Annotated in this window: 19 protein-coding genes; 7 read left to right on the top strand and 12 right to left on the bottom strand. The window is 66.0% G+C overall.

The genetic code is table 11. The features are described 5' to 3' along the window. The first annotated feature begins 186 nt into the window (after positions 1-186). The gene (locus tag QX132_RS18015) at positions 187-1,080 is read left to right on the top strand and encodes an SMP-30/gluconolactonase/LRE family protein (RefSeq protein ID WP_315737285.1); all 894 of its coding nucleotides are present in this window, start codon (positions 187-189) and stop codon (positions 1,078-1,080) included. A gap of 938 nt (positions 1,081-2,018) precedes the next feature. Here the strand turns inward: QX132_RS18015 and QX132_RS18010 are convergent. The 4 genes from QX132_RS18010 to QX132_RS17995 all read right to left on the bottom strand — a co-directional run bounded on the left by QX132_RS18010 (position 2,019) and on the right by QX132_RS17995 (position 9,254). Beyond that, positions 2,019-2,399 carry a hypothetical protein gene (locus tag QX132_RS18010; RefSeq protein ID WP_315714907.1) on the bottom strand — a complete coding sequence of 127 codons (381 nt, stop codon included), beginning with the start codon at positions 2,397-2,399 and terminating at the stop codon, positions 2,019-2,021. A gap of 100 nt (positions 2,400-2,499) precedes the next feature. Beyond that, positions 2,500-3,378, bottom strand: coding sequence for a transglutaminase family protein (locus tag QX132_RS18005; RefSeq protein WP_315798081.1), 879 nt, complete (start codon positions 3,376-3,378; stop codon positions 2,500-2,502). Then, on the bottom strand, positions 3,375-5,909 hold the full coding sequence (locus QX132_RS18000) for a circularly permuted type 2 ATP-grasp protein (protein ID WP_316162212.1): 2,535 nt from the start codon (positions 5,907-5,909) through the stop codon (positions 3,375-3,377). Before QX132_RS18000 ends, QX132_RS18005 begins: the two co-directional genes overlap by 4 nt. 30 nt (positions 5,910-5,939) lie before the next feature. Beyond that, positions 5,940-9,254 carry a transglutaminase family protein gene (locus QX132_RS17995; RefSeq protein WP_315813062.1) on the bottom strand — a complete coding sequence of 1,105 codons (3,315 nt, stop codon included), beginning with the start codon at positions 9,252-9,254 and terminating at the stop codon, positions 5,940-5,942. 434 nt (positions 9,255-9,688) lie between these two features. Here QX132_RS17995 and QX132_RS17990 point away from each other — a divergent pair, with 434 nt between their 5' ends. Continuing rightward, a complete protein-coding gene (locus QX132_RS17990) occupies positions 9,689-9,886 on the top strand; it encodes a hypothetical protein (RefSeq protein ID WP_008964013.1) in 198 nt (65 codons plus the stop codon). 209 nt (positions 9,887-10,095) lie between these two features. Here QX132_RS17990 and QX132_RS17985 read toward each other — a convergent pair whose 3' ends face one another. The 4 genes from QX132_RS17985 to hpaR all read right to left on the bottom strand — a co-directional run bounded on the left by QX132_RS17985 (position 10,096) and on the right by hpaR (position 14,342). After that, positions 10,096-11,619 (bottom strand): altronate dehydratase family protein, encoded by a 1,524-nt coding sequence (locus QX132_RS17985; RefSeq protein WP_315776477.1) that lies wholly within the window; start codon positions 11,617-11,619, stop codon positions 10,096-10,098. 111 nt (positions 11,620-11,730) lie between these two features. Next, positions 11,731-12,510 (bottom strand): HpcH/HpaI aldolase family protein, encoded by a 780-nt coding sequence (locus QX132_RS17980; RefSeq protein WP_315714912.1) that lies wholly within the window; start codon positions 12,508-12,510, stop codon positions 11,731-11,733. Between the two features lie 132 nt (positions 12,511-12,642). After that, positions 12,643-13,728 (bottom strand): malate/lactate/ureidoglycolate dehydrogenase, encoded by a 1,086-nt coding sequence (locus tag QX132_RS17975; protein ID WP_315776474.1) that lies wholly within the window; start codon positions 13,726-13,728, stop codon positions 12,643-12,645. 158 nt (positions 13,729-13,886) lie between these two features. Then, complete coding sequence (gene hpaR / locus QX132_RS17970) at positions 13,887-14,342, bottom strand: homoprotocatechuate degradation operon regulator HpaR (protein WP_409977900.1); 456 nt, start codon at positions 14,340-14,342, stop codon at positions 13,887-13,889. A 177-nt stretch (positions 14,343-14,519) separates the two neighbouring features. Here hpaR and hpaH point away from each other — a divergent pair, with 177 nt between their 5' ends. From hpaH to QX132_RS17945, 5 genes are read left to right on the top strand one after another with little or no spacing between them, the layout of a single operon-like run. Next, positions 14,520-15,326 (top strand): 2-oxo-hept-4-ene-1,7-dioate hydratase, encoded by an 807-nt coding sequence (hpaH, locus tag QX132_RS17965; RefSeq protein WP_315776473.1) that lies wholly within the window; start codon positions 14,520-14,522, stop codon positions 15,324-15,326. Positions 15,327-15,350: 24 nt separating this feature from the next. Next, complete coding sequence (locus tag QX132_RS17960) at positions 15,351-15,749, top strand: 5-carboxymethyl-2-hydroxymuconate Delta-isomerase (protein ID WP_315737276.1); 399 nt, start codon at positions 15,351-15,353, stop codon at positions 15,747-15,749. Then, positions 15,742-17,280: a 5-carboxymethyl-2-hydroxymuconate semialdehyde dehydrogenase gene (hpaE, locus tag QX132_RS17955; RefSeq protein ID WP_315737275.1), complete on the top strand. Its 1,539-nt coding sequence runs from the start codon at positions 15,742-15,744 to the stop codon at positions 17,278-17,280. Before QX132_RS17960 ends, hpaE begins: the two co-directional genes overlap by 8 nt. Before the next feature lie 12 nt (positions 17,281-17,292). Beyond that, entirely contained in the window at positions 17,293-18,165 is an 873-nt protein-coding gene (locus tag QX132_RS17950; RefSeq protein WP_315776472.1) for a fumarylacetoacetate hydrolase family protein, read from the top strand. A gap of 23 nt (positions 18,166-18,188) precedes the next feature. Then, complete coding sequence (locus QX132_RS17945; protein ID WP_315776471.1) at positions 18,189-19,814, top strand: thiamine pyrophosphate-dependent enzyme; 1,626 nt, start codon at positions 18,189-18,191, stop codon at positions 19,812-19,814. Between the two features lie 15 nt (positions 19,815-19,829). Here the strand turns inward: QX132_RS17945 and QX132_RS17940 are convergent, their stop codons facing one another. From QX132_RS17940 to QX132_RS17925, 4 genes are all read right to left on the bottom strand, one after another. Next, positions 19,830-21,059: an MFS transporter gene (locus QX132_RS17940; RefSeq protein ID WP_315776470.1), complete on the bottom strand. Its 1,230-nt coding sequence runs from the start codon at positions 21,057-21,059 to the stop codon at positions 19,830-19,832. A gap of 74 nt (positions 21,060-21,133) precedes the next feature. Beyond that, positions 21,134-21,787 (bottom strand): DNA oxidative demethylase AlkB, encoded by a 654-nt coding sequence (gene alkB, locus QX132_RS17935; protein WP_315776469.1) that lies wholly within the window; start codon positions 21,785-21,787, stop codon positions 21,134-21,136. 5 nt (positions 21,788-21,792) lie between these two features. Next, entirely contained in the window at positions 21,793-22,533 is a 741-nt protein-coding gene (locus QX132_RS17930) for a 2OG-Fe(II) oxygenase (protein WP_316162208.1), read from the bottom strand. 93 nt (positions 22,534-22,626) lie between these two features. Continuing rightward, positions 22,627-23,979 carry an amidase gene (locus tag QX132_RS17925; protein WP_316162206.1) on the bottom strand — a complete coding sequence of 451 codons (1,353 nt, stop codon included), beginning with the start codon at positions 23,977-23,979 and terminating at the stop codon, positions 22,627-22,629.

Below are 23,979 nucleotides of genomic sequence, written 5' to 3'. Positions count from 1 at the left end.
AAAGCAACTGCCACAGGCGCAGTGTGCTCCCCTCCCCCTTGCGGGGAGGGGTCGGGGGTGGGGGTAGTCGCGAGCACCGCTGCCCGCGATGGTGGGTACGGCGCGCCGCACACGGTGTTGGCGCGGAAGCAGGGTCGCATCGCGCCCTTGCCCACCCTACGCATCCCGCGTTTGGCGGAACTCGCAATGCTCGTCCTTGCGACCGTCCCTGCTCTGGCCGCCCCAAAACTGTTCGAGAGCACGCAGCTCACACCGTCAGGCGAATACACCTTCGGCATCGAAGGCCCCGCCGTCGACCGCGACGGCAATCTGTTCGTGGTCAATATCAGCAAACCCGGCACGATCGGCAGGCTGGCGCCGGAAGCGACGGCCTCGGAGAAATTCACCGAGCTGCCCGACGGCAGCATCGGCAATGCGATCCGCATCGACGCTGCCGGCGTCATGTTCGTCGCCGACTACAAGAAGCACAACATCTTCGCCATCGCGCCCGGCACCACCGAGCCCCGCCTCGTCTTCCATGGCGACGACATGAGCCAGCCCAACGACGTCACGCTGTCACGCGACGGCACCATCTATGCGAGCGATCCCAACTGGAAGGCGCGCAGCGGCCGCGTCTGGCGCATTGCGAAGGGCGCTGATGGCGTGATGCAGGGCGCGGCGATGATCGCGCCACGCGCCATGGGCACCGCCAACGGCATCGATCTCAGCCCCGACGGCCGCACACTCTATGTCGGCGAATCCAACAGCGGCGAGATCTGGTCCTATGCGATCGACGGCGACGCGCTGACACGGCCGAAGCTGATCAAGACCTTCGAGCCGAACACGATCGACGGACTGCGCACCGACGCCAGCGGCCGGCTGCTGGTCGCGCGCATCCTCAAGGGCAGCATCGCCATGCTGGCGCCGGATGGGCGCATGATCAGGGAGATCGCGCTGAAAGCCAAGGAGCCGACCAACCTCGCCTTCGGCGGCACCGACGGCAAGACCGTGTATGTGACCCAGCGCCAGGGCGGCTTCATCGAGTCGTTTCGAACTGATGTCGAGGGGCGAGAACATTGTTTGCAGATGCGGAAGTGCTGAGCTTCTCTGCTGGTGCCGGATTCAGCATGCCGCTCGCTGTCTGAACGACAACTAACAGATCGCGCATATCCGCCATGCCCGAATTGCCCGTCGTGCCAGTTTGTCGCACGCTTGCCCACTTGCATCGTCGGGCAAATCAGACCGATGTTTCCGGCCATCCCGGGCTCGTGAGAGGGGCGGATCGCGATCGTCACGAACGTGGAGCCTGGGGAGCGGTGGGCGTGTGGTGCTGCAGCGTGATCAGTCGCGCGGACGAACGGCATGATGCGCACGGTGAAGTCGTGATGTCCCGACACCCCGATGCTGGTGTCAACCTGGCGCAATGCGATCGCGCTGGGGATGGTGGCCAGAAAGCCCGGCGCACCAGGGAGACCACGTATAAGCCGTAAAGCCATCGCGCAGGGAATGCCGGTTGATCCGGCTTTGCCTGTGGTTCCTGCCGCCTGCATTCTTTTCGCAGGCGGGCCATGGGTGAGGCCATCACCCGGCATTCCCTGCGCCCTCTCATCATCAGGAGGGTCGAACGATCCATCATGACTCGGACAGATCATGTCGCGAGAACGCCGCCCCATACCCCGTGTCATGCCCGCGCAGGCGGGCATCCAGCACGCCGCGGCGTCTCGATTCATCACCCCTTCCGGCGAATACTGGATCGTCCGCTTTCGCGGACAATGATAGCGGAAAGTATCCCGCCGCAGCGCGAATGGTGGAGAGACCGTGCAACAAACTCGCCGTCGTCCCAGGCAAGCCCGGGACTCATACTCCGCAGCAGGAGTGACGTGCGAGATGCTGCTAACAGCGTGCCGCCCATCACTCAGTTGGGGTTATGGATCCCGGCGTTCGCCGGGACGACAGTGATTGTGAGGCCGGCACCTTTCATCTCACCCGCAAACCAAGGCCCCCGCGTGCGCGAGGGCCTTGGTAGCAATGGCGATCGCTTATCGCCCGTACACGACCGGCGCGCGGCGCACGATCAGCGGCGGCGGCAGGTCGCGCTCCCAGACGCGGCCGTCGTCGAACTGAATGCGCATGCCGTCGGGCGAATAGACCGCGCTTTCGTCGCGCGCATCGATCCACAGCCGGCTATTGGGAGCATTCCAGTCCGGCCAAGCCTGGAGGGACTCGCCGGTCTCGGTGGTCAGGTTCACGGCATCGCCGTTCTGCGTCACGAAGGCCGGCGCGCCGATCATGCCGTCGCGGCACATCTGGATGCAGCGGTAGGTGCCGGTGAGGTTCGCACTCGGCTGGGCCGAGGCGCTGCCGGCGACGCAGGCGCCGACGAGGCCAATGACGATTGCAACGCGTTTCATGTCGATCACTCCATCGCTCGAAAGGGTCAGCCAGCCCCCATTTCGGGCCCCTCGGGCGGATCAAGTGCGATGCGGGAAAAATGTTCCGGCCGTTCCCCGTCAGGGAACCCTACTCGACCATCACCACATCGACGGCGACGCCGAGCTTCTGCTTGCGCGAACCGACGATGATGCCATCGACCGGCGAGACATCGGAGAAGTCGCGGCCCATGCCGAGGATGATGTGATCATTGCCGACCAGGAGATCATTGGTCGGATCGAAGCCGATCCAGCCCAGCTCCTCGCCACCCCACAGCGACACCCAGGCATGGGTGGCGTCGGCGCCCTGCAGCGGCGGCTGGCCCTCGGGCGGGATGGTGCGCAGATAGCCGCTGACATAGGCCGCGGGCAGACCGAGACCGCGCAGGCCGGCGATCATGATATGAGCAAAATCCTGGCAGACGCCGTGGCGATTGTCGAACACCTCGCGCAACGGGGTCGAGATCACGGTCGCCTTCGGATCGTATCTGAACTCCTTGCGGATGCGCCGCATGAGGTCGGCCGCGCCGGCAACGATGCCGGTGCCGGCGCGAAAGCTTGCCGCGGCATAGTCCGTCACCGGCTCCAGCACCGGCACCAGCGCGCTGGCGAAGACGTAGCCGATCGGCGACGACGGGCCGAGGCTCGTCGCCTCGAAGGCGGCATCGCGCACGTCCTCCCAGGCCGCGCTCGGCGCATCGCGCTCCGGCGGTGTGCGCGACAGCCTCACCCGCGAGCGCGAGTCGATGCGCAGGTGGCGGTGCTGAGTGTCGATCACGATGCTCTCGGTCAGCGTGCCGAAGAAATCGCGCCGCGCCGTCCGCTCCGAGGGACGCGGGCGGATGTCGATGCTATGCGAGATCAGCTCCTGGCCGTCGCCGCTGAGCGGCTCCAGGCGCAACGAGCAGCGGGCAAAGCTGACGGCGCTCTCATACTCATAGGTCGTGACATGCCGGATGTCGTAGATCACGCGAGGCCCGTCAGCTTTTCCGGCCGCGTCGCGTTCGGACCATGCGGGAAATAGTGCTGGCCAATCGCCTCCGCCAGATTGAGCAGGTCCTGCTCCAGTGCAAACAGCGTGCGGCCGTCGAGATGGGCCGCCTCCGCTGCGGTCAGCCGCGCGCCCAGCGAGATCGCGAGGCGTTGCGGCCGCTCGATCAGCCCGTTCTCCTTCAGGACCGGCAGGCTCGCAATGTGCTCGTTCAGCAGCTCGACCTGGAACGCGACCGAGCGCGGGTTATAGAGGTCGAGCACGACGAGATCGCGGATCGGCGCCAGCGCCGGGCCGATCAGATAGCGCGAGCGATAGGTGATCTGACAATCGACCAGGGTGAGCAGGACGTCGAGATCCTCGGGCGTCGCCTCGTCATAGCCGAACTGCCGCGCGAACCGCGCGGTGTTGATGGCGCGCTCGGCGCGGCGACCCATGTCGAGGAAGCGCCAGCCGGCGGCGCGATTCATGTTCTCCTGGGCGAGGCCGGCGAAGCTCGCGAGCCTGTCGAGCGTGAGCTCGGCCATGCTGACGACGGCGTCCTCATCCTCGGCCTCCTGCGCCAGCCGATTCGGCATCTCGGTGATGACCTGCCAGGCGTCGGGCGAGAGGCGCTCGCGCAGCGAGGTCGCGGTGCGCTGCGCCGATCTGAGCAGCGACAGCGCCGAGCCGAACTGCGCCTCGGCCTGCAGGGCTTCGGCAGCCACCTGGAATCCCTTGCTGCGCGAGGTCTGCTCAACAGCACCCCACGCCAGCAACAGCCGCTGGATGCGCTCGGAGGTGTTGAGCTGCGCCGGCGACCCCTTGCCGGGATCGCGATGCTGGGCTGCGAGCGCCCGGATCAGCCGCACGGTGGCCTCGGCGCGCTCCAGATAGCGTCCGAGCCAGAACAGATTGTCGGCGGCGCGGCTCGGCAGCACGCCGGCGATGCGGCGTATCCGCACGTTGTCGGAGCCCGGCAGCAAAGTGCGCGCCGCCACCGCCTTGTCGGCGACCACCCAGACGTCGGCGGCGCGCGCGCCGTCGCCCATCGACACCGCGCGCGCATCGAGCTTGTCGGCGATGCGGCAGAAGCCGCCGGGCATCACGGTCCAGCCGTCGGGCGTGGCGGCCGCGAACACCCGCAGCACGAACGGCCGCGGCGCGATCCGGCCGTCCTGCCACACCGGCGTGGTCGACAGCCGCACCACCTCCTGGCCGACATAATCGATGCCGCGCTGGCTGATGGCAGCGCGCAGCCGCTCGCGCTCGGCGGCCGAGAGCTCGCCGGCCAGCACCGGACCGCTGCTCGCGAAGCCCGGCACGGCGCGGCCATAGGCGCCTTCGATCGCGAACTCCTCGAGCCGCGACAGCACCTCGTCGCGCGCGGACTTCTGGCCGCACCACCAGGTCGCGATGTGCGGGATCTTGAGATCCTCCCCGAGCACGCGCCGGGCAAGGCTCGGCAGGAAGCCGAGCAGCGCGCGCGCCTCGAGCACGCCGGAGCCCGGCATGTTGGCGACCACGACGCCGCCCTTGCGCACGACGTCCATGAGTCCGGCAACGCCGAGCCGCGAGGCCGCGTCGAGCTCGAGCGGATCGAGCGAGTTGGAATCGAGCCGCCGCAGCAGCACGTCGACGCGCTTGAGGCCGGCGACGGTGCGGATGTGCACGCGGTCGCCGCTGACGGCGAGATCGTCGCCCTCGACCAGCAGGAAGCCGAGATAGCGCGCCAGCGTCGCGTGCTCGAAATAGGTCTCGCTGAACATGCCCGGCGTGAGCACGCCGATGCGCGGCTCGTCACGATCGGCGCTGGCGCGCAGCGCATCGCGGAACGCTTCGAAGAACGGCGCGAGACGCTCGACGTTCATGGACTTGTAGATCGAGGAGAAGGCGCGCGACAGCACCAGCCGATTTTCCAGCGCATAGCCCATGCCGGACGGCGCCTGGGTGCGGTCGTTGAGCACCCACCAGCCGCCGTCGGGCCCACGGCCGATATCGGCGGCGTAGATGCTGAGGAAGCGGCCGCCGGGCGGTTTGACGCCGCAGACCGGGCGCAGATATTCGCTGGACCCGGCGACGGCGGCCGCAGGAAGCGCGCCGCTCGCGAGCAGCCGTCCCTCGCCATAGATGTCCTGCAGCACCCGCTCGAACAGCTCGGCGCGCTGGACGATGCCCTGGGACAATTGCGCCCATTCGGACTCGTCGATCAGCAGCGGCAGATGGCTCAGCGGCCACAATCGCTCGGCGTTATCGCCCGGCGAGCGATAGGTGACGCCGGCTTCGCGCAGATGGCGATCGGCGGAGGCGAAGCGGCGCTCGATGTCGCTCGGCGCGAGTGCGGCGAAGGTCTCGGCAAAGCGGGTCCAGACCGGCCGCGGACGGCCGTCGGCCCCGATGAACTCATCGGGGATGCCGGGGAGCCGGGCATAATCGCGCGCCCAATGCTCGGCGCGGCGCAGCGGAGAACGTGCCGCCGGCCGACCGGCGGCGGGGCTCGCTCCCTGGTCCTGGCCGCTCGAGCCGTCCATACCCTGGTCCTCCGCGCAAACTCCGTTTCATCAATGCAGGAGCGGCCTGCGCAAGTCGAGGGTCATCGGGAATTCATTTGTGCGTTCTTCCGGCGGCAGCGGGATTCGTCCGGGAGTGTGGCCGTGATCCTGGAAGCGGGCGAGCCGCCGCGCCTCCGCCTCGTAGGAGTTGATCGGCTTGGTGTCGTAGTTGCGGCCGCCGGGATGGGCGACGTGATAGACGCAGCCGCCGAGCGAACGGCCATTCCAGGTGTCGATCAGGTCGAAGGTCAGTGGCGCATGCACCGGAATCGTCGGGTGCAGACCGGAGGCCGGCTGCCACGCCTTGAAACGAACCGCCGCCACCGCCTCCGCCGAACGCCCCGTCAAGGTCATCGGCATTCTCCTACCATTGCAGGTCACGAGGTGGCGGCCTTCGATGAAACCTTCGGCTTTGACTTGAAGTCGTTCGACCGAGGAATCGACATAGCGCACCGTGCCGCCGGCCGCGCCTTCCTCGCCCAGCACATGCCAGGGCTCCAGCGCCTGCCGCAGCTCCAGCGTCACGCCGCCATGCTGCACGCGGCCGAAGGTCGGAAAACGGAACTCGAGCTGCGCCTGGTACCATTCCGGCGAGAAATCGTAGCCGGACGACCTCAGCTCATCCAGGACATCAAGAAAGTCTTCCCATATGAAGTGAGGCAGCATGAAGCGGTCGTGCAGCGCCGTGCCCCAGCGCACGAACTTGCCGTCCTGCGGCTCGCGCCACGATTTGGCGATCAGCGCACGGATGAGAAGCTGCTGCGCCAGCGACATGCGCGGATCGGGCGGCATTTCCAGCGCACGGAACTCCACGAGTCCGAGGCGGCCCGTCGGTCCCTCCGGCGAGTAGAGCTTGTCGATGCAGATCTCCGAGCGATGCGTGTTGCCGGTGATGTCCACCAGCAGATGCCTGAACAGCCGGTCGACCAGCCACAGCGGCACGCTCTGCCCGATCCGTGGCACATTGGCGAGCGCGATCTCCAGCTCATAGAGACTGTCGTGGCGCGCCTCGTCGATGCGCGGAGCCTGGCTGGTCGGCCCGATGAACATGCCGGAGAACAAATAAGACAGCGACGGATGCCGTTGCCAATACAGGACGAGGCTCTTCAGCAGATCGGGGCGGCGCAGGAACGGCGAATCCGGCGGCGAGCTGCCGCCGACCACGACGTGATTGCCGCCGCCGGTGCCGGTGTGGCGACCATCGATCAGGAAGCGATTGGCGCCGAGCCGCACCTTGGCGGCATCCTCATAAAGTCCGAAGGTGATGTCGACCGATTGCCGCCAGCTCGAGGCCGGCTGGATGTTGACCTCGATGACGCCCGGATCGGGCGTCACCTTGATCACCTCGATGCGCGGATCGAACGGCGGCGCATAGCCCTCCACGTGAACCTTGATCTGCATCGCCTCCGCCGTCGCTTCGACCGTTGCGACGAGCTCCAGGTAGTCCTCAATGGTTTCGACCGGCGGCATGAACACGCAGAGAATGCCATCGCGGATCTCGACCGACATCGCCGTGCGGACGCCGAGCCCGCCCCAGTACTGATACTGAACGTCCTGCTGCGGCTTCGGCGCGCGGTCGAGCTTCGGCAGCGGCGGCACCTGTGGCACGATCACCGGCCGCCCCTGCGTGAACATCGGCAGCGGCCCGCGCTCCTCCATCGGGTCCTGCTCGTGGATATACGGGAAATCTTCCGGCGGAATGTAGGCCAGCGAGCCGATCGGCAACCGCAGGCCGAGCGGCGAGTCGCCGGGAATCAGGAACAGGCGCTTGCGCCGCAGGCCCCAGCGCTCGCTGCGCCAGCGCCTGGGCTGTGCATTCCAGCGCTGGATCGGCAGCACGAAGCCGCGCGGGATGTGCAGGCCTTCGTCGAACACCCGCGCCATGCGCGCGCGCTCTTCGGGATCGGCGAGCTTGGAGTCGAGTGCGTCGACGTTCTCGGGCAGGGCGGCTTCCTTCTGCAGCCAATGCGCGGGATCCTCGAACGCGGGCAGCACGTAGTCGGCTTCGAGCCCGAGCGTCTCGGCGGCCGTGTCGAGGAAACGCTCCGCATCCTGGATCGTCGCCTTGCGCGGACCATCGACGCTGGCGATCAGGTCCGGATTGCGCCAGATCGGCTCACCATCCTTGCGCCAATACAGTCCGAACGCCCAGCGCGGCAGGCTTTCGCCGGGATACCACTTGCCCTGGCCGTAATGCAGCAGGCCACCGGGCGCGAAACGCGCGCGCAGACGCCGGATCAGGCTGTCGGCGAGCCCGCGCTTGGCCGGGCCGACGGCAGCCGTATTCCACTCAGCCGATTCCATGTCGTCGATCGACACGAAGGTCGGCTCGCCGCCCATCGTGAGCCGCACGTCGTTTTCGGCGAGATCGGCATCGACGGCTTCGCCGAGGCGGTCGAGCCGGTCCCACGCCTCATCCGAAAATGGCCGGGTGATCCGCGGCGCTTCGCGGATGCGCCTCACATTCATCTCGAAGTTGAAGTCGACCTCGGCAACTCCGGCGCTGCCGCTGATCGGCGCGGCCGAGTGATAGTGGGGAGTCGCAGCAACGGGGATGTGTCCCTCGCCCGCCAGCATGCCCGAGGTGACGTCGAAGCCTATCCATCCAGCACCGGGCAGATAGACCTCCGCCCAGGCATGCAGATCGGTGAAATCATTCTCGACCTCGACCGGCCCCTCGACCGGATCAATGTCGGGACGAAGCTGAATCAAATAGCCGGAGACGAAGCGGGCGGCGAGGCCGAGATGCCGCAGCGTCTGGATCAGCAGCCACGCCGAGTCGCGGCAGGAGCCGGCGGCCGACGACAGCGTCTCCTCCGGCGTTTGAACACCGGGCTCCATCCGGATGATATAACGAATCTTTTTCTGCAACTGCGCATTGAGTTCGACGAGATAGTTGACGGTGTTGTCCGCATCGCGGGGAATCGACTTCAAGTATTCCGCGAACAACGGCCCCGGCTCGATCGTCTCGAGATAGGGCGCGAGTTCCACCTTGAGGCCCTCGGGATAGGCAAAGGGAAAACTGTCCGCATAAGGCTCGACGAAGAAGTCGAACGGATTGATCACGGTCATCTGCGCCGTGAAGTCGACCTCGATTTTGAGTTCGTTCACCTTCTCAGGGAAAACGTAGCGGGCCAGCCAATTGCCTTGCGGATCCTGTTGCCAGTTCACGAAATGGTTGGGCGGCGTGACCTTGAGCGAATAGCTCAGCACGGGGGTCCTGGTATGTGGTGCAGGACGCAGGCGGATGGTCTGCGGGCCCAGTTCGACCGGACGATCGTATTTGTAATGGGTGACGTGATGTAATGCGACGTAGATTGACACGAGGTTTCGGCGCTCCAGCAACTTTTTTAAGCAGAACATTGCTGTGCTTAGGGATCAAGCACTAACAAAGGGCAGAGCTGCCTATTGAACTATCCTAAGCCCGAAAGGCGGCATTTGGGTCCGCGTAGGTCGAGTTGAGCCTCCCCTGTCAGGTGCTTCAGCTGCACGCACCGGTCGCTTTTCCGGCCGCTGCGCGCCCCAATCCGGCCCGTCACGAAGAACGAGAGAAGAACAAACAACCTCTCCAGCCGCACGCGGAGAGTTGTCCACAGGAAGGCGCGCAGGCGCTCACGGAAGATTGACCAGTCCCTCAAAGCAGGGATTAACCCCGAATGATGAACTAACAAGAACTAATAGCGTTGCATTTGCCGCAATCGCTTGATAGCTCGACTACACATGCTATTTAGGACCACCATTGCCAAAAGGAGAATCAAGTGGCGAAGACAGCTAAGAAGGCAGCTACCAAGAAGTTGGCGCGGAAACCCTACACGCCCGCCGACATCAAGCTGCTGAAGCAGCACTCGAAGTCCAAGACCCCGGTTGCCAAGATCGCCAAGGCCATGAAGCGGACCGAAGGCTCGCTCCGTCAGAAGGCCCTGGCGCTCGGCATCGGCCTGGGCCACCAGCGGTAAATTGCTCTGCGCCGCTGTCGCGCGAGCGTCGGCAGGGCCAGCCCATGACGGACTGCCCACGACAGCCAGCAAATGGCGGCGCGCTCACCTGTCATCTGATCTCAGTTGCGATCCAGTCTCAGCTATTGGCGATCTCAGCTGCGATCAGATGCCGGGACATGTCAGACGGCAGCCCCGATATGGGGCCGCCGAATAGCTGAGTGATCCAGCTACATCGTCGCGCCGAGCACCCAGGGTGCGAACTCGGCCCCGCCGAAATCGAAGCTCTCGCTCTTGGTCGGCTGCCCCGAGGCGGTCTTCAGCATCAATTCGAAGATGCGCTGGCCGCACTCCTGCACCGTCTCCTCGCCGTCGAGGATGGTGCCGCAATTCACGTCCATGTCGTCTTCCATCCGCTTGTACATCGGCGTGTTGGTCGCGAGCTTGATGGACGGTGCCGGCTTGCAGCCGAACACGCTGCCGCGTCCGGTCGTGAAGCAGACGAGATTGGCGCCGCCGGCCACCTGCCCCGTCGCCGCGACGGGGTCGTAGCCGGGCGTGTCCATGAACACGAAGCCCTTCTTGGTGACGGCCTCGGCATAATGCAGCACATCGACCAGATTGGTGCTGCCGGCCTTGGCCATCGCGCCGAGCGACTTCTCGAGAATCGTCGTCAGGCCGCCGGCCTTGTTGCCCGGGCTGGGGTTGGCGTTCATCTCCGCACCCTCGCGCGCCGTATACTCCTCCCACCAGCGCATCAGGGAGACGAGCTTCTCGCCGACGTCGCGGCTGACTGCGCGGCGCGTCAGCAGATGCTCGGCGCCATAGGTCTCGGGCGTCTCCGACAGGATCACCGTGCCACCATGTCGCACCAGCAGATCGCTTGCTGCACCGAGCGCCGGATTGGCCGAGATGCCGGAATAGCCGTCGGAGCCGCCACACTGCAGCGCGACCGTCAGCTCGCTGGCCGGAACCGTCTCGCGCTTGACCCTGTTGGCGTCGGCGAGCGCTTCCTTGACGAAAGCAATGCCGGCCTCGACGGTCTTGCGGGTGCCACCGACCTCCTGGATGTCCATGGCACGCAGACGGCCGGCGAGCTTCTGCTCCTCCATCAGTCCGCCGATCTGATTGGCCTCGCAACCGAGGCCAAGGACGATCACCGCAGAGAAGTTCGCGTGACGCGCGTAGCCACCGAGGGTTCGCCGAAGCAGCTTCAGCGGCTCGTCGAGCGTCATGCCGCAGCCGGTCTTGTGCGTCAGCGCCACGACGCCATCGACGTTCGAGTAGTCGGCGAGCGGATCATCACCGGTGAAGGGATTCCGCTTGAAGACGTCGGCGACCAGGCCCGCGACATGCGCGCTGCAGTTCACCGACGTCAGAATGCCGATGTAGTTGCGGGTCGCGACCCGGCCATCGGGCCGGCGAATGCCCTCGAACGTCGCCGGAAGATCGAAGTTCGGCGTCGGCTTCACGTCGACGCCATAGGCATAATCCTTGGCGAAATCGCCCATGCCGCAGTTCTGTGTATGAACGTGCTGCCCCGGCGCGATCGGCGCGGTCGCGAAGCCGATGATCTGGCCGTAGCGGCGGATGGGCTCGCCCTGCGCGATCGGACGCACCGCGACCTTATGCCCCGCCGGAATGCGGTCCACCGTGGCCACGCCATCGGCAACCGCGAGGCCGGGCGGCAGACTCGCACGCGCGATCAGGACGCTGTCCTCGGGATGAAGACGGATGACGGGGGCGGGAGCCATGGCAGTCTCTCTTCGTTTGTATCGGTAGGTCGCAAACAGGCATGCGAATAGCGAGTTGCGAATAGCGAATGAATGAATCCCCTATTCGCTACTCCCTATTCGCAATTCGCCTCAGGCCTTGCCGCCGGAGTCCTTGCGGGTCTGCGCGACTTGCTGGCGGGCATAGACCTGCATCAGGCCGACCTCGTTGGACAAGGTCACGAGCTTAAAGCCCATGTTGATGGCGCGGACAGCGCCCTCGGCGCCGCTGCAATGAATACCGGGATTGAGCCCGCGCTTGCCGCATTCCTTCACGATCTTCTCATAGATCTTGAGGATCTCCGGCTCGTCACGATCGAGCTTCGGCACCAGGCCATAGGAAAAGCCGAGATCGGAGGGACCGATATAGACGCCGTCGATGCCTTCGACATCGAGAATGGCTTCCATGTTCTCGACCGCGGTCCTGGTCTCCATCATCGGCAGCAGCACGATCTCGTCGTTGGCCGTCTTCTGATACTCGCCCGCGCCGCCATACATGCCCGAACGGATCGGACCGTTGGAGCGCACACCCTTGGGCGGATATTTGGAATAGGAAACGAGGTTGCGCGCTTCCTGCGCTGTGTTGACCATCGGGCAGATGACGCCATAGGCACCGCCATCGAGCACCTTGCCGATGATGCCGGGCTCATTCCACGGCACGCGCACCATCGGCGTGACCGGATGGCCATGCATCGCCTGAAAGCACTGCACCATCGACAGATAGTCCTGTACCCCGTGCTGCATGTCCACGGTGACGCTGTCGAAGCCGCACTGAGCCACGACCTCCGCGGAAAAGCCCGAGGGGATCGCGAGCCAGGCATTCACCACCGTCTTGCCTTCGGCCCAGAGCTGCTTGACCTTATTGTTCGCCACGACTGCGTTTCCTTCCCTTGTTGTTCAACCGATCCGTCTCGTTAGAATTCGTTCTCGCCGATGGCGCAACGCAATGCAATCCCGCTCAATCTGAGCATGGATGCTTCGCGCCACCCGCAAATCACACTGATTTCACGATGTCGCCCGCTGAATGCTCGCTTCGCTGACACCCACTTCGCGTGCCGTGTTCACTATTGCCGCCCAGGTGTCATCGGGCAAGGGCACGCCATTGGCCGTACGCTCGGCCCGCATCTTGCGCTCGGGATCGCCCGGCACCAGCACCTGATCAACGCCGGAGACCGGCTTGGTCGCCCGGATGAAATCCGTATAGCGGGTGATCTCACCATCAAAGAAGCTCGCCGGATCGACCACCTTCGGGTCGATGTAGATCGCGAGCATGCCGTTGGCAAAGCGCCGATTTGCCGACGTCGCCCCGGTGCCGGTCAAGGCGCCGCCGAGCAGCTCGCAGATGAAGGCGAGACCGGAGCCCTTGTGCTCGCCGAAGGCGCGGATCGCTCCCGTCCCCTTGGTGTGGTCGCGCGTCCCCTCGGCCTCATAGGCTCCATAGAGCACCGCCGGATCCTCGCTGAGCGTCCCGTCGGCATCGATCAAGGCGCCCTTGGGCAGCTTCTTGCCGCCGCGGCTCGCCACCAGGACCTTTCCCTCGGCCACGATCGAGGTCGCGAAATCGAGCACGATGGGATCCTGTCCCTGGCGCGGGATGCCGACACAATATGGCGCGGTGGAGAACCGCTTCTCGACTCCGCCATAGGGCGCCACCAGCAGTGAACCTGCGGCCGTGACGAAATGAATGGAGACGAGTCCCTCAGCGGCGGCCATCTCCGCCCAGTCGCCGACCCGGCCGAGATGGCCGGAATTGCGCAGCGCCAAGGCGGCCAAGCCGCTCTTCTTGCAACGCTCGATGCCGATCCTCACGGCCTGTGGTGTCACGGTCTGGCCGTAGCCGAACTTGCCGTCGACGACCACCAGCGACGGGGTGTCGACCACGACCTCTGCGGTCTGATTGGGCACGATCGAACCCATCTTCTGCCAACGGATATAGACGGGCACGCGGATCACACCGTGGCTGTCATGCCCTGTCAGGTTGGCCGTCGTCAGATAGGTCGCGATCCGGCGGGCCTCCTCCGGCGAGGAATTGGCGTGCTCGAAGACGTCGGCAACGAAATCGATGAGATGCGCAACCTTGATAGTGACCATGACAACTCGCGGGTTCGATCAGCATGCGAAAACAGAGTTAGCATGGTTTGCCATGCCTGCGACGCACGCCCTCTCCGCTCGGCTGCATCGCTTCTTATCAAAACGCCGAACGGCCTGCCAAGCATGAGACCGCGCCATTGCGCTTGGTCCGCGGCATATCAGCCATCGCCGTCGTCGGAGGCGTCGAGATCGCCGCCGATGCTCTGCTCCAGCTCGCCCAGCATCTTGTGCAATGCGGCAAGCTTGCGGGCCCCATACCGGCTGGCAATCGATGCATAGATCGCCTCTGAGCTCGGCGCGACCTGTGCGATCAGCTTCATGCCCTTGGCGGAAATCGACAACACGCCCCTGCGCATGTCGCGGCTATCGACTTCGCGCTGAATCAAGCCGCGCGCCTCGAGATCGCGCAGGATGCGAGAGAGGCTGGGCCCGAGCAGGAACGCGACCCGCGCCAGCTCCGTCACCTCGATCACATCGACCGCCGCCAGCGCGCGCAAGATACGCCATTGCTGCTCGGTCAGGCCGTGCTGTCGCAGATTGGGGCGAAACTGCCGCATCACGGCCTCACGCGCCCGCAACAAGGCCATCGGCAGCGACTGCGAGAAGTCGCGCATCGGCACCTTGCGCGCTTCCTTCGCAGCCTGCCTGGCGACCTTGGCCCTGGTCTCGCTCACATCAATCTCCCGTGGGCCATCCTGAATATTTGCACTGCAGCAAACGCCGTTTCGGTTTGCCGGTTGAAACTTAACATGTTAATCATCTGCCGCCATCTCTTTTCTGAGCGATAGACCATGCCTCTTGCGAGTGACCAGATTCATAGCTGCGCCTTACGCCTGGATCAGGCCGAAAAGAGCCGCCGCCAGATCAGGCAGTTGTCGCAGGAGTTTCCCGATATCACCATCGCAGATGCCTATGCGATCCAGGAGGCCTGGATCAGCGTCAAGGTGGCCGCGGGCCGCGTCATCAAGGGTCACAAGATCGGATTGACATCGAAGGCGATGCAGAGCGCGCTGAACATCGATGAACCGGATTCGGGCGTGCTGCTCGACGACATGTTCTTTGCCGATGGCGGGCTGGTGCCGTCCGACCGCTTCATCGCGACGCGTATCGAGGCGGAGCTTGCCTTCGTCATGAAGCATCGTCTTTCGGGACCGGACTGCACTCTGTTCGACGTGCTCAACGCGACCGATTTCGTGGTGCCGGCATTGGAGATTCTCGACACCCGGATCGAGCGGGTTGATCAGGAAACGAAGGCGACGCGCAAGATCTTCGACACGATCGCCGACAACGCCGCAAATGCCGGCATCGTGCTCGGCGGCCGGCCGCTGCGGCCGCTCGATGCCGACCTGCGCTGGATCGGCGCACTCTGTTATAAGAACGGTCAACTGGAAGAGACCGGCTTGGCCGCCGGCGTGCTGAACAACCCGGCAACGGCCGTTGCGTGGCTCGCCAACAAGATCGCGGCAAATGGATTCGCGCTGGAGCCGGGACAGGTGGTCCTTGCCGGCTCGTTCATCCGGCCGATCGAGGCGCGCAAGGGCGACACGATCCAGGCCGACTACGGCCCGTATGGGACGGTGAGCTGTTACTTCGCCTGACGCCTGCCCCGGAGCGACCGCACCATGCCGCATTTCAGCATCGAATACTCCGCCAATCTCGACGGCTTTGTCATGATGGGCAACCTTTGCGAAGTGGTCCGCAAGGCCGCCAGCGAGACCGGGATCTTTCCGATCGGCGGCATCCGCGTGCGCGCGATCCGCTGCGAGCACTACGCGATCGCCGACGGCAAGCCCGATTCCGCCTTCCTCGCGATGCTGCTGCGGCTCGGCGAAGGCCGCGACCTCGCGGCACGGCAGAAGGCCGGCGAGCACGTCTTCAAGGCACTTTCAGATTACCTCGACCCAGTCTTCGCCAGTAGCAAGTTCGCGCTGTCCTTCGACATGCAGATCAACGATGCCGCGACCAGTTGGAAGCGCAACAACATCCACGACGCCCTGAAAGCGGAGGCATCCCATGGATAAGGCCAGTCCCAAAGCCGACATCTACAAGGCCAATCTCGACCGTGCCGCTCCCCTGCTCGCGAAGCTGAAGGACGAGGGCATCGGTCACTTCATCGACGGCAAGGTGGTGCCGGCGATCTCAGGCGCGACGTTCGAGACGAAGTCTCCGATCGACGGTGCCGTGCTCGCCAAGGTCGCGCGCGGCAATGCCGAGGACATCGATCGCGCGGCGACGTCGGCCGCCCTCGCCTTCAAGTCGTGGCGCGACATGGCGCCGGCGATGCGGCGCAAGCTGCTGCATCGCGTGGCCGACGCGATCGAGGATCATGCCGACGACATCGCCGTGCTCGAATGCATCGACACCGGTCAGGCCTATCGCTTCATGGCCAAGGCCGCGATCCGCGCCGCCGAGAATTTCCGCTTCTTCGCCGACAAATGCACCGAGGCCCGCGACGGCCTGAGCACGCCGAGCGACGAGCATTGGAACATCTCGACGCGGGTGCCGATCGGGCCTGTCGGCGTGATCACGCCGTGGAACACGCCGTTCATGCTGTCGACCTGGAAGATCGCCCCGGCGCTCGCGGCGGGCTGCACGGTCGTGCACAAGCCGGCGGAATGGTCGCCGATCACGGCGCAGTGGCTGGCCAAGCTCGCCAAGGACGCCGGCATTCCCGACGGCGTCCTCAACACCGTTCATGGCTTCGGGGAGGAGGCCGGCAGGGCGCTGACCGAGCATCCCGCGATCAAGGCAATCGGCTTCGTCGGCGAGAGCTCGACGGGATCTGCGATCATGGCGCAGGGCGCACCGACCCTGAAGCGGGTGCATTTCGAGCTCGGCGGCAAGAACCCGGTGATCGTGTTCGACGATGCCGATCTCGACCGCGCGCTCGATGCCGTCGTGTTCATGATCTACTCGCTCAACGGTGAGCGCTGCACCTCATCCAGCCGCCTGCTGGTGCAGCAGAGTATCGCCGAGACCTTTACGGCCAAGCTTGCGGCGCGCGTGCGTGCGCTGAAAGTGGGTCATCCGCTCGATCCCGCCACCGAGCTCGGGCCGCTGATCCACGAGCGGCATCTCGCCAAGGTCTGCTCCTATGTCGACGTTGCACGCGAGGACGGTGCGATCATCGCCGTCGGCGGCAAGCGGTTCGACGGCCCGGGTGGCGGGCATTACGTCGAGCCGACGCTGGTGACCGGCGCGCGCCAGACCATGCGCGTGGCGCAGGAAGAAGTGTTCGGGCCGTTCCTCACCGTGATCCCGTTCCGCGACGAGGCTGACGCGATCGCGATCGCCAATGACGTGCAATACGGCCTTACCGGCTATGTCTGGACCGGCGACATGGGCCGCGCGCTGCGCGTCGCCGACGCGCTGGAAGCCGGCATGATCTGGCTGAACTCGGAGAATGTCCGCCACCTGCCAACCCCGTTCGGCGGCATGAAGGCATCGGGCATCGGCCGCGACGGCGGCGACTATTCGTTCGACTTCTACATGGAGACCAAGCACGTCTCGCTCGCGCGCGGCACCCACAAGATCCAGCGGCTCGGGGTGTAAGGAGACAAGCCCATGACCTCCCCTCGCCTCGCCACCTATGTCGCCGATGGCTCGGTCCGCTACGGACTTGCGACCGACAAGGGCCTCATCGATCTCTCCACGCGTTTCGCCCAGGATTATCCGACCTTGCGCGAGGTGATCGCCGCGGGAGCCCTGCCCCGGCTGATCGATGCCGCAGCCGGGCTGTCGCCCGATCATGGCCTCGATGCCATCAGCTGGCAGCCGCCGGTCCCCGCGCCCGAGAAGATCATCTGCATCGGCGTCAACTATCCCGATCGCAACGCCGAGTACAAGGACGGCCAGGACGCGCCGAAATATCCGTCGATGTTCATGCGCACGCCGCGCTCCTTCGTCGGCCATGACACGCCGCTGGTGCGCCCGCGCGCCTCGCCGCAGCTCGACTATGAGGGCGAGCTGGTCCTCGTAATCGGCAAGGCCGGACGGCACATTCCGGAGAGCGAGGCGCTGGATCACATCGCCGCGCTCACGCTGTGCAACGAGGGCACGATCCGCGACTGGGTGCGGCATGCGAAATTCAACGTCACGCAAGGCAAGAACTTCGATTCGACGGGCAGCCTCGGGCCCTGGATCGTGCCCTACACCAATGAGAGCCAGCTCGCCGACATCAGGCTGACCACGCACGTCAATGGCGAATTGCGCCAGGACGACCGCACGTCGCGGCTGATCTTCGGCTTCCGCTACCTCATCAACTACATCTCGACCTTCACCACGCTTGTCCCCGGTGACGTGATCGTGACGGGCACGCCCACCGGCGCCGGTGCACGGTTCGATCCGCCGCGCTATCTGAAGCCCGGCGACGTCATCGAGATCGAAGCCGAGGGCGTCGGCACCTTGCGCAACGGCGTCGTCGACGAAGCCCTGTAGAAGTTCAGAAACGGAATGTCAGCATGACCACCATGACCGGCGGCGAAGCCATCGTCAGCGGGCTCGTCGCCCACGGCGTCGACACCGTGTTCGGCCTGCCCGGCGCGCAGGTCTACGGCCTGTTCGACGCCTTCCACCAGGCGCAGCTCAAGGTCGTCGGCGCCCGCCACGAGCAGGCCTGCGGCTACATGGCGTTCGGCTATGCGCGCGCCAGCGGCAAGCCCGGCGTGTTCAGCGTCGTACCGGGTCCCGGCGTGCTGAATGCTGGTGCTGCGCTGCTCACCGCCTTCGGCTGCAATGAGCCGGTGCTGTGCCTCACGGGCCAGGTGCCGACCGACTATCTCGGCCGTGGCCGCGGCCATCTGCACGAGATGCCAGACCAGCTCGCGACCTTGCGCACCTTCGTCAAATGGGCCGAGCGCATCGAATATCCCGACAGCGCGCCGACGCTCGTGTCGCGCGCCTTTCAAGAGATGATGTCCGGGCGGCGCGGCCCCGCGGCGCTGGAAATGCCCTGGGACGTGTTCACGCAGAAGGCTGAGACGGCCGCCGCAAAGCCGCTGGCTCCGTTCGCGCCGCCGCAGCCCGATCCCGACCGCATCGCCAAGGCCGCCGCGCTGATCACGGCTGCGAAGACGCCGATGATTTTCGTCGGTGCGGGCGCGATCGATGCGCGCGAGGAGATCCGCGAGCTCGCCGAGATGATCGACGCGCCGGTGGTCGCCTTCCGCTCCGGGCGCGGCATCGTCTCCAATGCGCACGAGCTCGGGCTCACCATGGCCGCGGCCTACAAGTTGTGGCCGACCACGGATCTGATGATCGGCATCGGCACCCGCATGGAGCTGCCGACCACGTTCCGCTGGCCGTTCAAGCCGGATGGCCTGAAGTCGATCCGCATCGACATCGATCCCGCCGAGATGCGGCGCCTGATCGTCGATGCCGGCATCGTCGCCGACGCCAAGGCGGGCACGGCCGCGCTCGCGGCCGCCGTCAGCAAAGCGGGCTATCGCAAGACAACAGGCCGTCGCGCGTCCATCCGCGACGCCAGCGCTGCGACCTTGCAGGAAATCCAGCAGGTGCAGCCGCAGATGGCCTATCTGAACGTGCTGCGCGAGGCGCTGCCGAAAGACGCCATCGTCACCGACGAATTGTCACAAGTCGGCTTCGCTTCCTGGTACGGCTTTCCGGTCTACGAGCCGCGCACCTTCATCACCTCGGGCTATCAGGGCACGCTCGGCGCCGGCTTCCCGACCGCGCTCGGCGCCAAGGTCGCGCATCCCGACAGGCCTGTCGTCGCGATCACCGGCGACGGCGGTTTCATGTTCGCCGTGCAGGAATTGGCGACCGCCGTGCAATACAACATCGGCGTCGTCACCCTGGTGTTCAACAACAATGCCTATGGCAATGTCCGGCGCGACCAGCGCGAGCGCTTCGACGGCCGCGTCGTCGCCTCCGATCTCGTCAATCCGGATTTCGTCAGGCTCGCCGAATCCTTCGGCGTCGCCGCCAGCAAGGTCACGTCACCCGACCAGCTCAAGTCGGCGCTGGAGACCGCGCTCGCCCATGGCGGGCCGTATCTGATCGATATCGAGGTGCCTCGCGACAGCGAGGTCTCGCCCTGGGCCTTCATCCATCCGCCGAAGCCCTGAAGGCACCGATCGAGCTCACGGCGGGGACGCGCGGCGTCCCTGCAATCCGGCCGCGGCCATCGCCAGCAGGCCGGCCCCGGCCACGAGCCAGCACGCGACCGGCGCCCATCGCACCAGTGGTGCGTAGTCGGGCAGCTTCTGCAGACCGCCGGCGACGGCGGCGATCCGCGCGAACGTGGCCAGCGCCAGCGCGGAGAACACGAGACCGGTCACCTTGCCCTCGGCACCTGACGTGCCGATCGCGAGCGCTGCCGAGATTGCGCTCATCATCATGCAGCCCCAGGCCGCACCGGCGATGAACTGCGCCACGATCAGCACGGTCAGCGCACCGGCGAGTTCGGCGATGACGATCGCGATCGCGCCCAGCAGGCCCGCGATGCCCATCACGATCAGCCCACCGCGATGCTTCACCACCACGCTGGCCGGAAACAGCACAAGGTTGAAGCCGATCCAGAACACCGGCATCAGCCAGGACAGATCCTCCGGCTTGGCGAAGCGGAGATAGAACGCCGAGCTGTTGATGCTGAAATGCAGCTGGTAGCCGAGCGCGAGGATCACCATGGCGCCGATGAACAGCAGCGGCAGTCCCCGCAGCGGCTTGGGCTCGGGCTTGGGATTGGCCGGCGCTTGCGCGGCCGGACCGGCATCCTGCGGGATGCGCGCGAGACCGAGTGCGGTCAGCAGCAGCACGGCTGATGAGATGATGAAAGGCAATCGCGGATCGTAGTCGCGCAGGATCACGCCGAGATACGGCGACACGGCGCCGGCCACGCCATAGCCGAGCATGACCAGCGCTGCCAGGAACGGAATGGCCGGCCGGGCCGCATGGCGCCCGAGCAGGGTCAAGGGCGGCGCGCGCAACACCGAGGAGGTCAGCGCCCAGATCGCGATCAGTCCGATGAAGACCGCTGGACCCGCCGACGCCGCCACGAACGGCAGCGCGACAAAGGCGGCGCAGGATACCGCAGCCAGCAGGCCAACGAATAGACCGAACCGCGCGGCGACGCGCCCGATGCGATCGGCCGCGATCCCCATGGCCGTATCCGAGAGCGTGAAGATCGCCTGGTCCAGCATCAGGATCAGAACGACGTCCGAGGGCGCGATGCCGGCCTGGGCCGCGAGCTTCGGCAGATAGATCACATAGGTCGTCCACAGCAGCGTGAACACCAGCTGCAGCAGCGCAAGGTGAAGTCCTATTCGCGTCGCCGCCGGCGCTCGCTCCTCCGCAAGTTCGACAGTGCTCATGGCCCCTCTCCCGGGGGCAGCATAGAGCCAAGGATGCCCGTTGCAAAACGAGGAAGGTCACAGACCGGCCAGGACTACCGCGCTCGGCGGAAGGTCAGGTTGATGCGCCGGCGGCCGAGCCGAGCATGCTCACCGTCGGCGAGCGGGGCAACGCCATGAAACGCGAGCCGCGCCGGCCCGCCCCAGACGACGACGTCGCCATGAACCAGCCGATAGCGTTGCGTCCTTTCGGTGCGTTTGAGCCCGCCGAACAGAAAGGTCGCGGGCAGCCCGAGCGACACCGAGACGATCGGCGCGCCGATGTCACGCTCATCGCGGTCCTGATGCAGCGACATCCTGGCGCCCGGCTCATAGCGGTTGATCAGGCAGGCATCGGGCGCGAAGCCTGCGAAGCCGGCCTCGCTTGCGGCTTGCTCGGCAAGTTGATGAAACAGCGGCGGCATCGCCGGCCATGGCTGGCCGCTGTCCGGATCAACAGCATCATAGCGGTAGCCGCTGCGATCCGTGACCCAGCCACACGCGCCGCAACTCGTCATCGCCACCGACATCTGATGGCCGCCCGGGGTCACCATGCGGCGGAACGGCGCCTGCGCCGCGATCGTCTCGATCGCTGTGATAAGCTCCGCCTCCTGCGGCCGCGCGAAGCCGCGCAGCAGCACCGCGCCGGGCGCGAGCTGCTCGCGAGCCGGTCCTACCGCCGCGAGTCCATCGAACAGATCCACCGTCATGCGCCTCACTTCGCATCGTGAAAGATCACGCCCAGCGTATGGCGCCGGCCGGAGCGCAGCCGGCTGACACCATGGCGCATGTTGACGCGGTAGCTGCCGCGCGTGCCCTGCACCGGACGATTGTAGACCGCGAACACCACGGCATCGCCCTGCCGCAGCGGCACCACCTCGGCGCGCGACTGCATGCGCGGCCGCTGCTCGGTCAGCACGAACTCGCCGCCCTCGAAATCACGCCCCGGCTCGGACAAGAGGATCGCGACCTGCAGCGGAAACACGTGCTCGCCATAGAGGTCCTGGTGCAGGCAATTGTAGTCGCCCTCGACATATTGCAGCAGCAGCGGCGTCGGCCTGGTCTGGCCGGCCCGATGGCAGCGCGCGAGAAAATCATCGTGGTCGCCGGGGTACCGGACGTCGATCCCCATCGTCGCGTTCCAGCGGTTGGCGACCGCAACAAGATGCGCGTACAAAAGCGGCCGCAGCCGAGCGATCGGCTCCGGCAGCGGATAGCTGAAATATTTGTACTCGCCGCGGCCGAAACCGTGCCGCGCCATGACCACCCGGCTGCGGAAGCGACTGTCGTCCGGATAGAGCGCCGCCAACGCGCGGCAGTCGTCGGGCGAGAGCAACTGCGTCAACACGGCGCAGCCGCGCGCATCGAGGTCCCGTTCCACCATCGCCCAGTCGATCGCCTCGGGGCGCGGCGTGGGTTCGGGCGACGATGGAGTCATCTTGCGTGCCTTGATCATGCAAGCAATGTGGCCATCAGGCTGGTCCAGCGCCACCCGTTTTCTGGGGTAGAGCAAACTCGATCAGAGACAACGCTGCTCCCCGCCGCCGCCTCAGCCCCGCACCACGCCCTCGATCCCGGCCGCGATCTCCAGCAGCTTGCGGTCGTTGCCGCCGGATTGCGCCAGCATCAGGCCGACCGGGACCTCGCCGTGGCGATGCGCCGGCAGCGAGATCGCGCAGCCGTCGATCATGTTGATGAAGGTGCAGTTGCGCAGGGCACGGATGTTCTCGCGGGCGAAGACCTGGTCGTCGGCGAGATCGGCGATCCTGGGCGGCGCGTTGGCGGTGGTCGGCATGACAAGCGCGTCATAGGGCGCGATGCGCGCGGCGGCCCGCTTCACCAGCGAGCGTCGGGCATTCAGCATCTCGATGTAGTCCGGCACCGTGATCGCCTCGCCGCGCAGGATGCGGACGGAGACGCGCGGATCATAGACGTCGCCCTTGGCGGTCAGCAGGAAGCGGTGCCAGGCGTAGCTCTCGGCCGCGGCAAAGCCGCCCTTCGCGCCGATGACGCCGACGTCGAGGAATTCAGGGAATTCGATGCGCTCGATCAGCGCGCCCTGCTTCGCCAGGGTCTGCAGCGCCCGCTCGAAGGTCTCGGCGACCTCCGCATCGAGCTCGTCGAGCACGATCGTCGTGGGCACCGCGAGCCGCAGACCCTTCACCGGTCGCGCGGCCAGCGGCCGGATCGGCTCATCGGCCAGCACCGAGTCGAGGATCGCGCAGCATGCGACGGTGTTGGCGAGCGGCCCAAAGCTGTCGAGCGTGGAGGACAGCGGCACGCCGCCGTCGAGCGGCACGCGGGCCTGCGTCGGCTTGAAGCCTGTGATGCCGTTGAAGGCGGCGGGGATGCGGCAGGAGCCGCCGGTGTCGGTGCCCAGCGCGCCATAGGCCATGCGGTCGGCGATCGAGACGGCGGCGCCCGACGACGAGCCGCCGGGGACATGGCCGACCTCGCACTTCCAGGCGCTCTTCGGCGTGCCGTAATGCGGGTTGATGCCGATGCCGGAATAGGCGAACTCGGTCATGTTGGTGCGGCCGATCACGACGAAGCCGGCCCGGCGCAGCCGCGCCACCGCGGGCGCATCAGCCTCGGCCGGCGCGGAATCCTCCAGCGCCCGCGAGCCGGCGCGGGTGATCTGGCCCTTGATGTCGAACAGGTCCTTGATTGAGACCGGAATGCCGGCGAAGGGCGACGGCGCCGCATTGGCCTTGCGCAGCGCGTCCATGCCGTCGGCCGCCGCCAGCGCCGCCTCCTTGTCGACATGGATGAAGGCGCGCTGGCCTTCGCCGGCGGGATCGGCGATCCGGGCGAGACACTCCTCCACCAGCTTGCGGGACGTGGTGCGGCCGGCGGCGAGATCGTCGGCCAGCGCGGCCAGGGTCGGATTTGAAGCGGTCAT

This window comes from Bradyrhizobium sp. SZCCHNRI20481 (assembly GCF_032485055.1).
Lineage (GTDB): Bacteria > Pseudomonadota > Alphaproteobacteria > Rhizobiales > Xanthobacteraceae > Bradyrhizobium.
The sequence above is the reverse complement of the archived record's forward strand: the minus strand, read 5'-3'. Positions and strand labels throughout refer to the sequence as shown.

Excerpts from the sequence above, each read along its gene's own strand:
- QX132_RS18015 (WP_315737285.1), top strand. The coding sequence starts at position 187 with ATGCTCGTCCTTGCGACCGTCCCTGCTCTGGCCGCCCCAAAACTGTTC.
- QX132_RS18000 (WP_316162212.1), bottom strand. The coding sequence starts at position 5,909 with ATGGACGGCTCGAGCGGCCAGGACCAGGGAGCGAGCCCCGCCGCCGGT.
- QX132_RS17985 (WP_315776477.1), bottom strand. The coding sequence starts at position 11,619 with ATGGCTCCCGCCCCCGTCATCCGTCTTCATCCCGAGGACAGCGTCCTG.
- QX132_RS17975 (WP_315776474.1), bottom strand. The coding sequence starts at position 13,728 with ATGGTCACTATCAAGGTTGCGCATCTCATCGATTTCGTTGCCGACGTC.
- hpaR (WP_409977900.1), bottom strand. The coding sequence starts at position 14,342 with ATGCGCGACTTCTCGCAGTCGCTGCCGATGGCCTTGTTGCGGGCGCGT.
- hpaH (WP_315776473.1), top strand. The coding sequence starts at position 14,520 with ATGCCTCTTGCGAGTGACCAGATTCATAGCTGCGCCTTACGCCTGGAT.
- QX132_RS17960 (WP_315737276.1), top strand. The coding sequence starts at position 15,351 with ATGCCGCATTTCAGCATCGAATACTCCGCCAATCTCGACGGCTTTGTC.
- hpaE (WP_315737275.1), top strand. The coding sequence starts at position 15,742 with ATGGATAAGGCCAGTCCCAAAGCCGACATCTACAAGGCCAATCTCGAC.
- QX132_RS17950 (WP_315776472.1), top strand. The coding sequence starts at position 17,293 with ATGACCTCCCCTCGCCTCGCCACCTATGTCGCCGATGGCTCGGTCCGC.
- QX132_RS17945 (WP_315776471.1), top strand. The coding sequence starts at position 18,189 with ATGACCACCATGACCGGCGGCGAAGCCATCGTCAGCGGGCTCGTCGCC.
- QX132_RS17940 (WP_315776470.1), bottom strand. The coding sequence starts at position 21,059 with ATGAGCACTGTCGAACTTGCGGAGGAGCGAGCGCCGGCGGCGACGCGA.
- alkB (WP_315776469.1), bottom strand. The coding sequence starts at position 21,787 with ATGACGGTGGATCTGTTCGATGGACTCGCGGCGGTAGGACCGGCTCGC.
- QX132_RS17930 (WP_316162208.1), bottom strand. The coding sequence starts at position 22,533 with ATGATCAAGGCACGCAAGATGACTCCATCGTCGCCCGAACCCACGCCG.
- QX132_RS17925 (WP_316162206.1), bottom strand. The coding sequence starts at position 23,979 with ATGACCGCTTCAAATCCGACCCTGGCCGCGCTGGCCGACGATCTCGCC.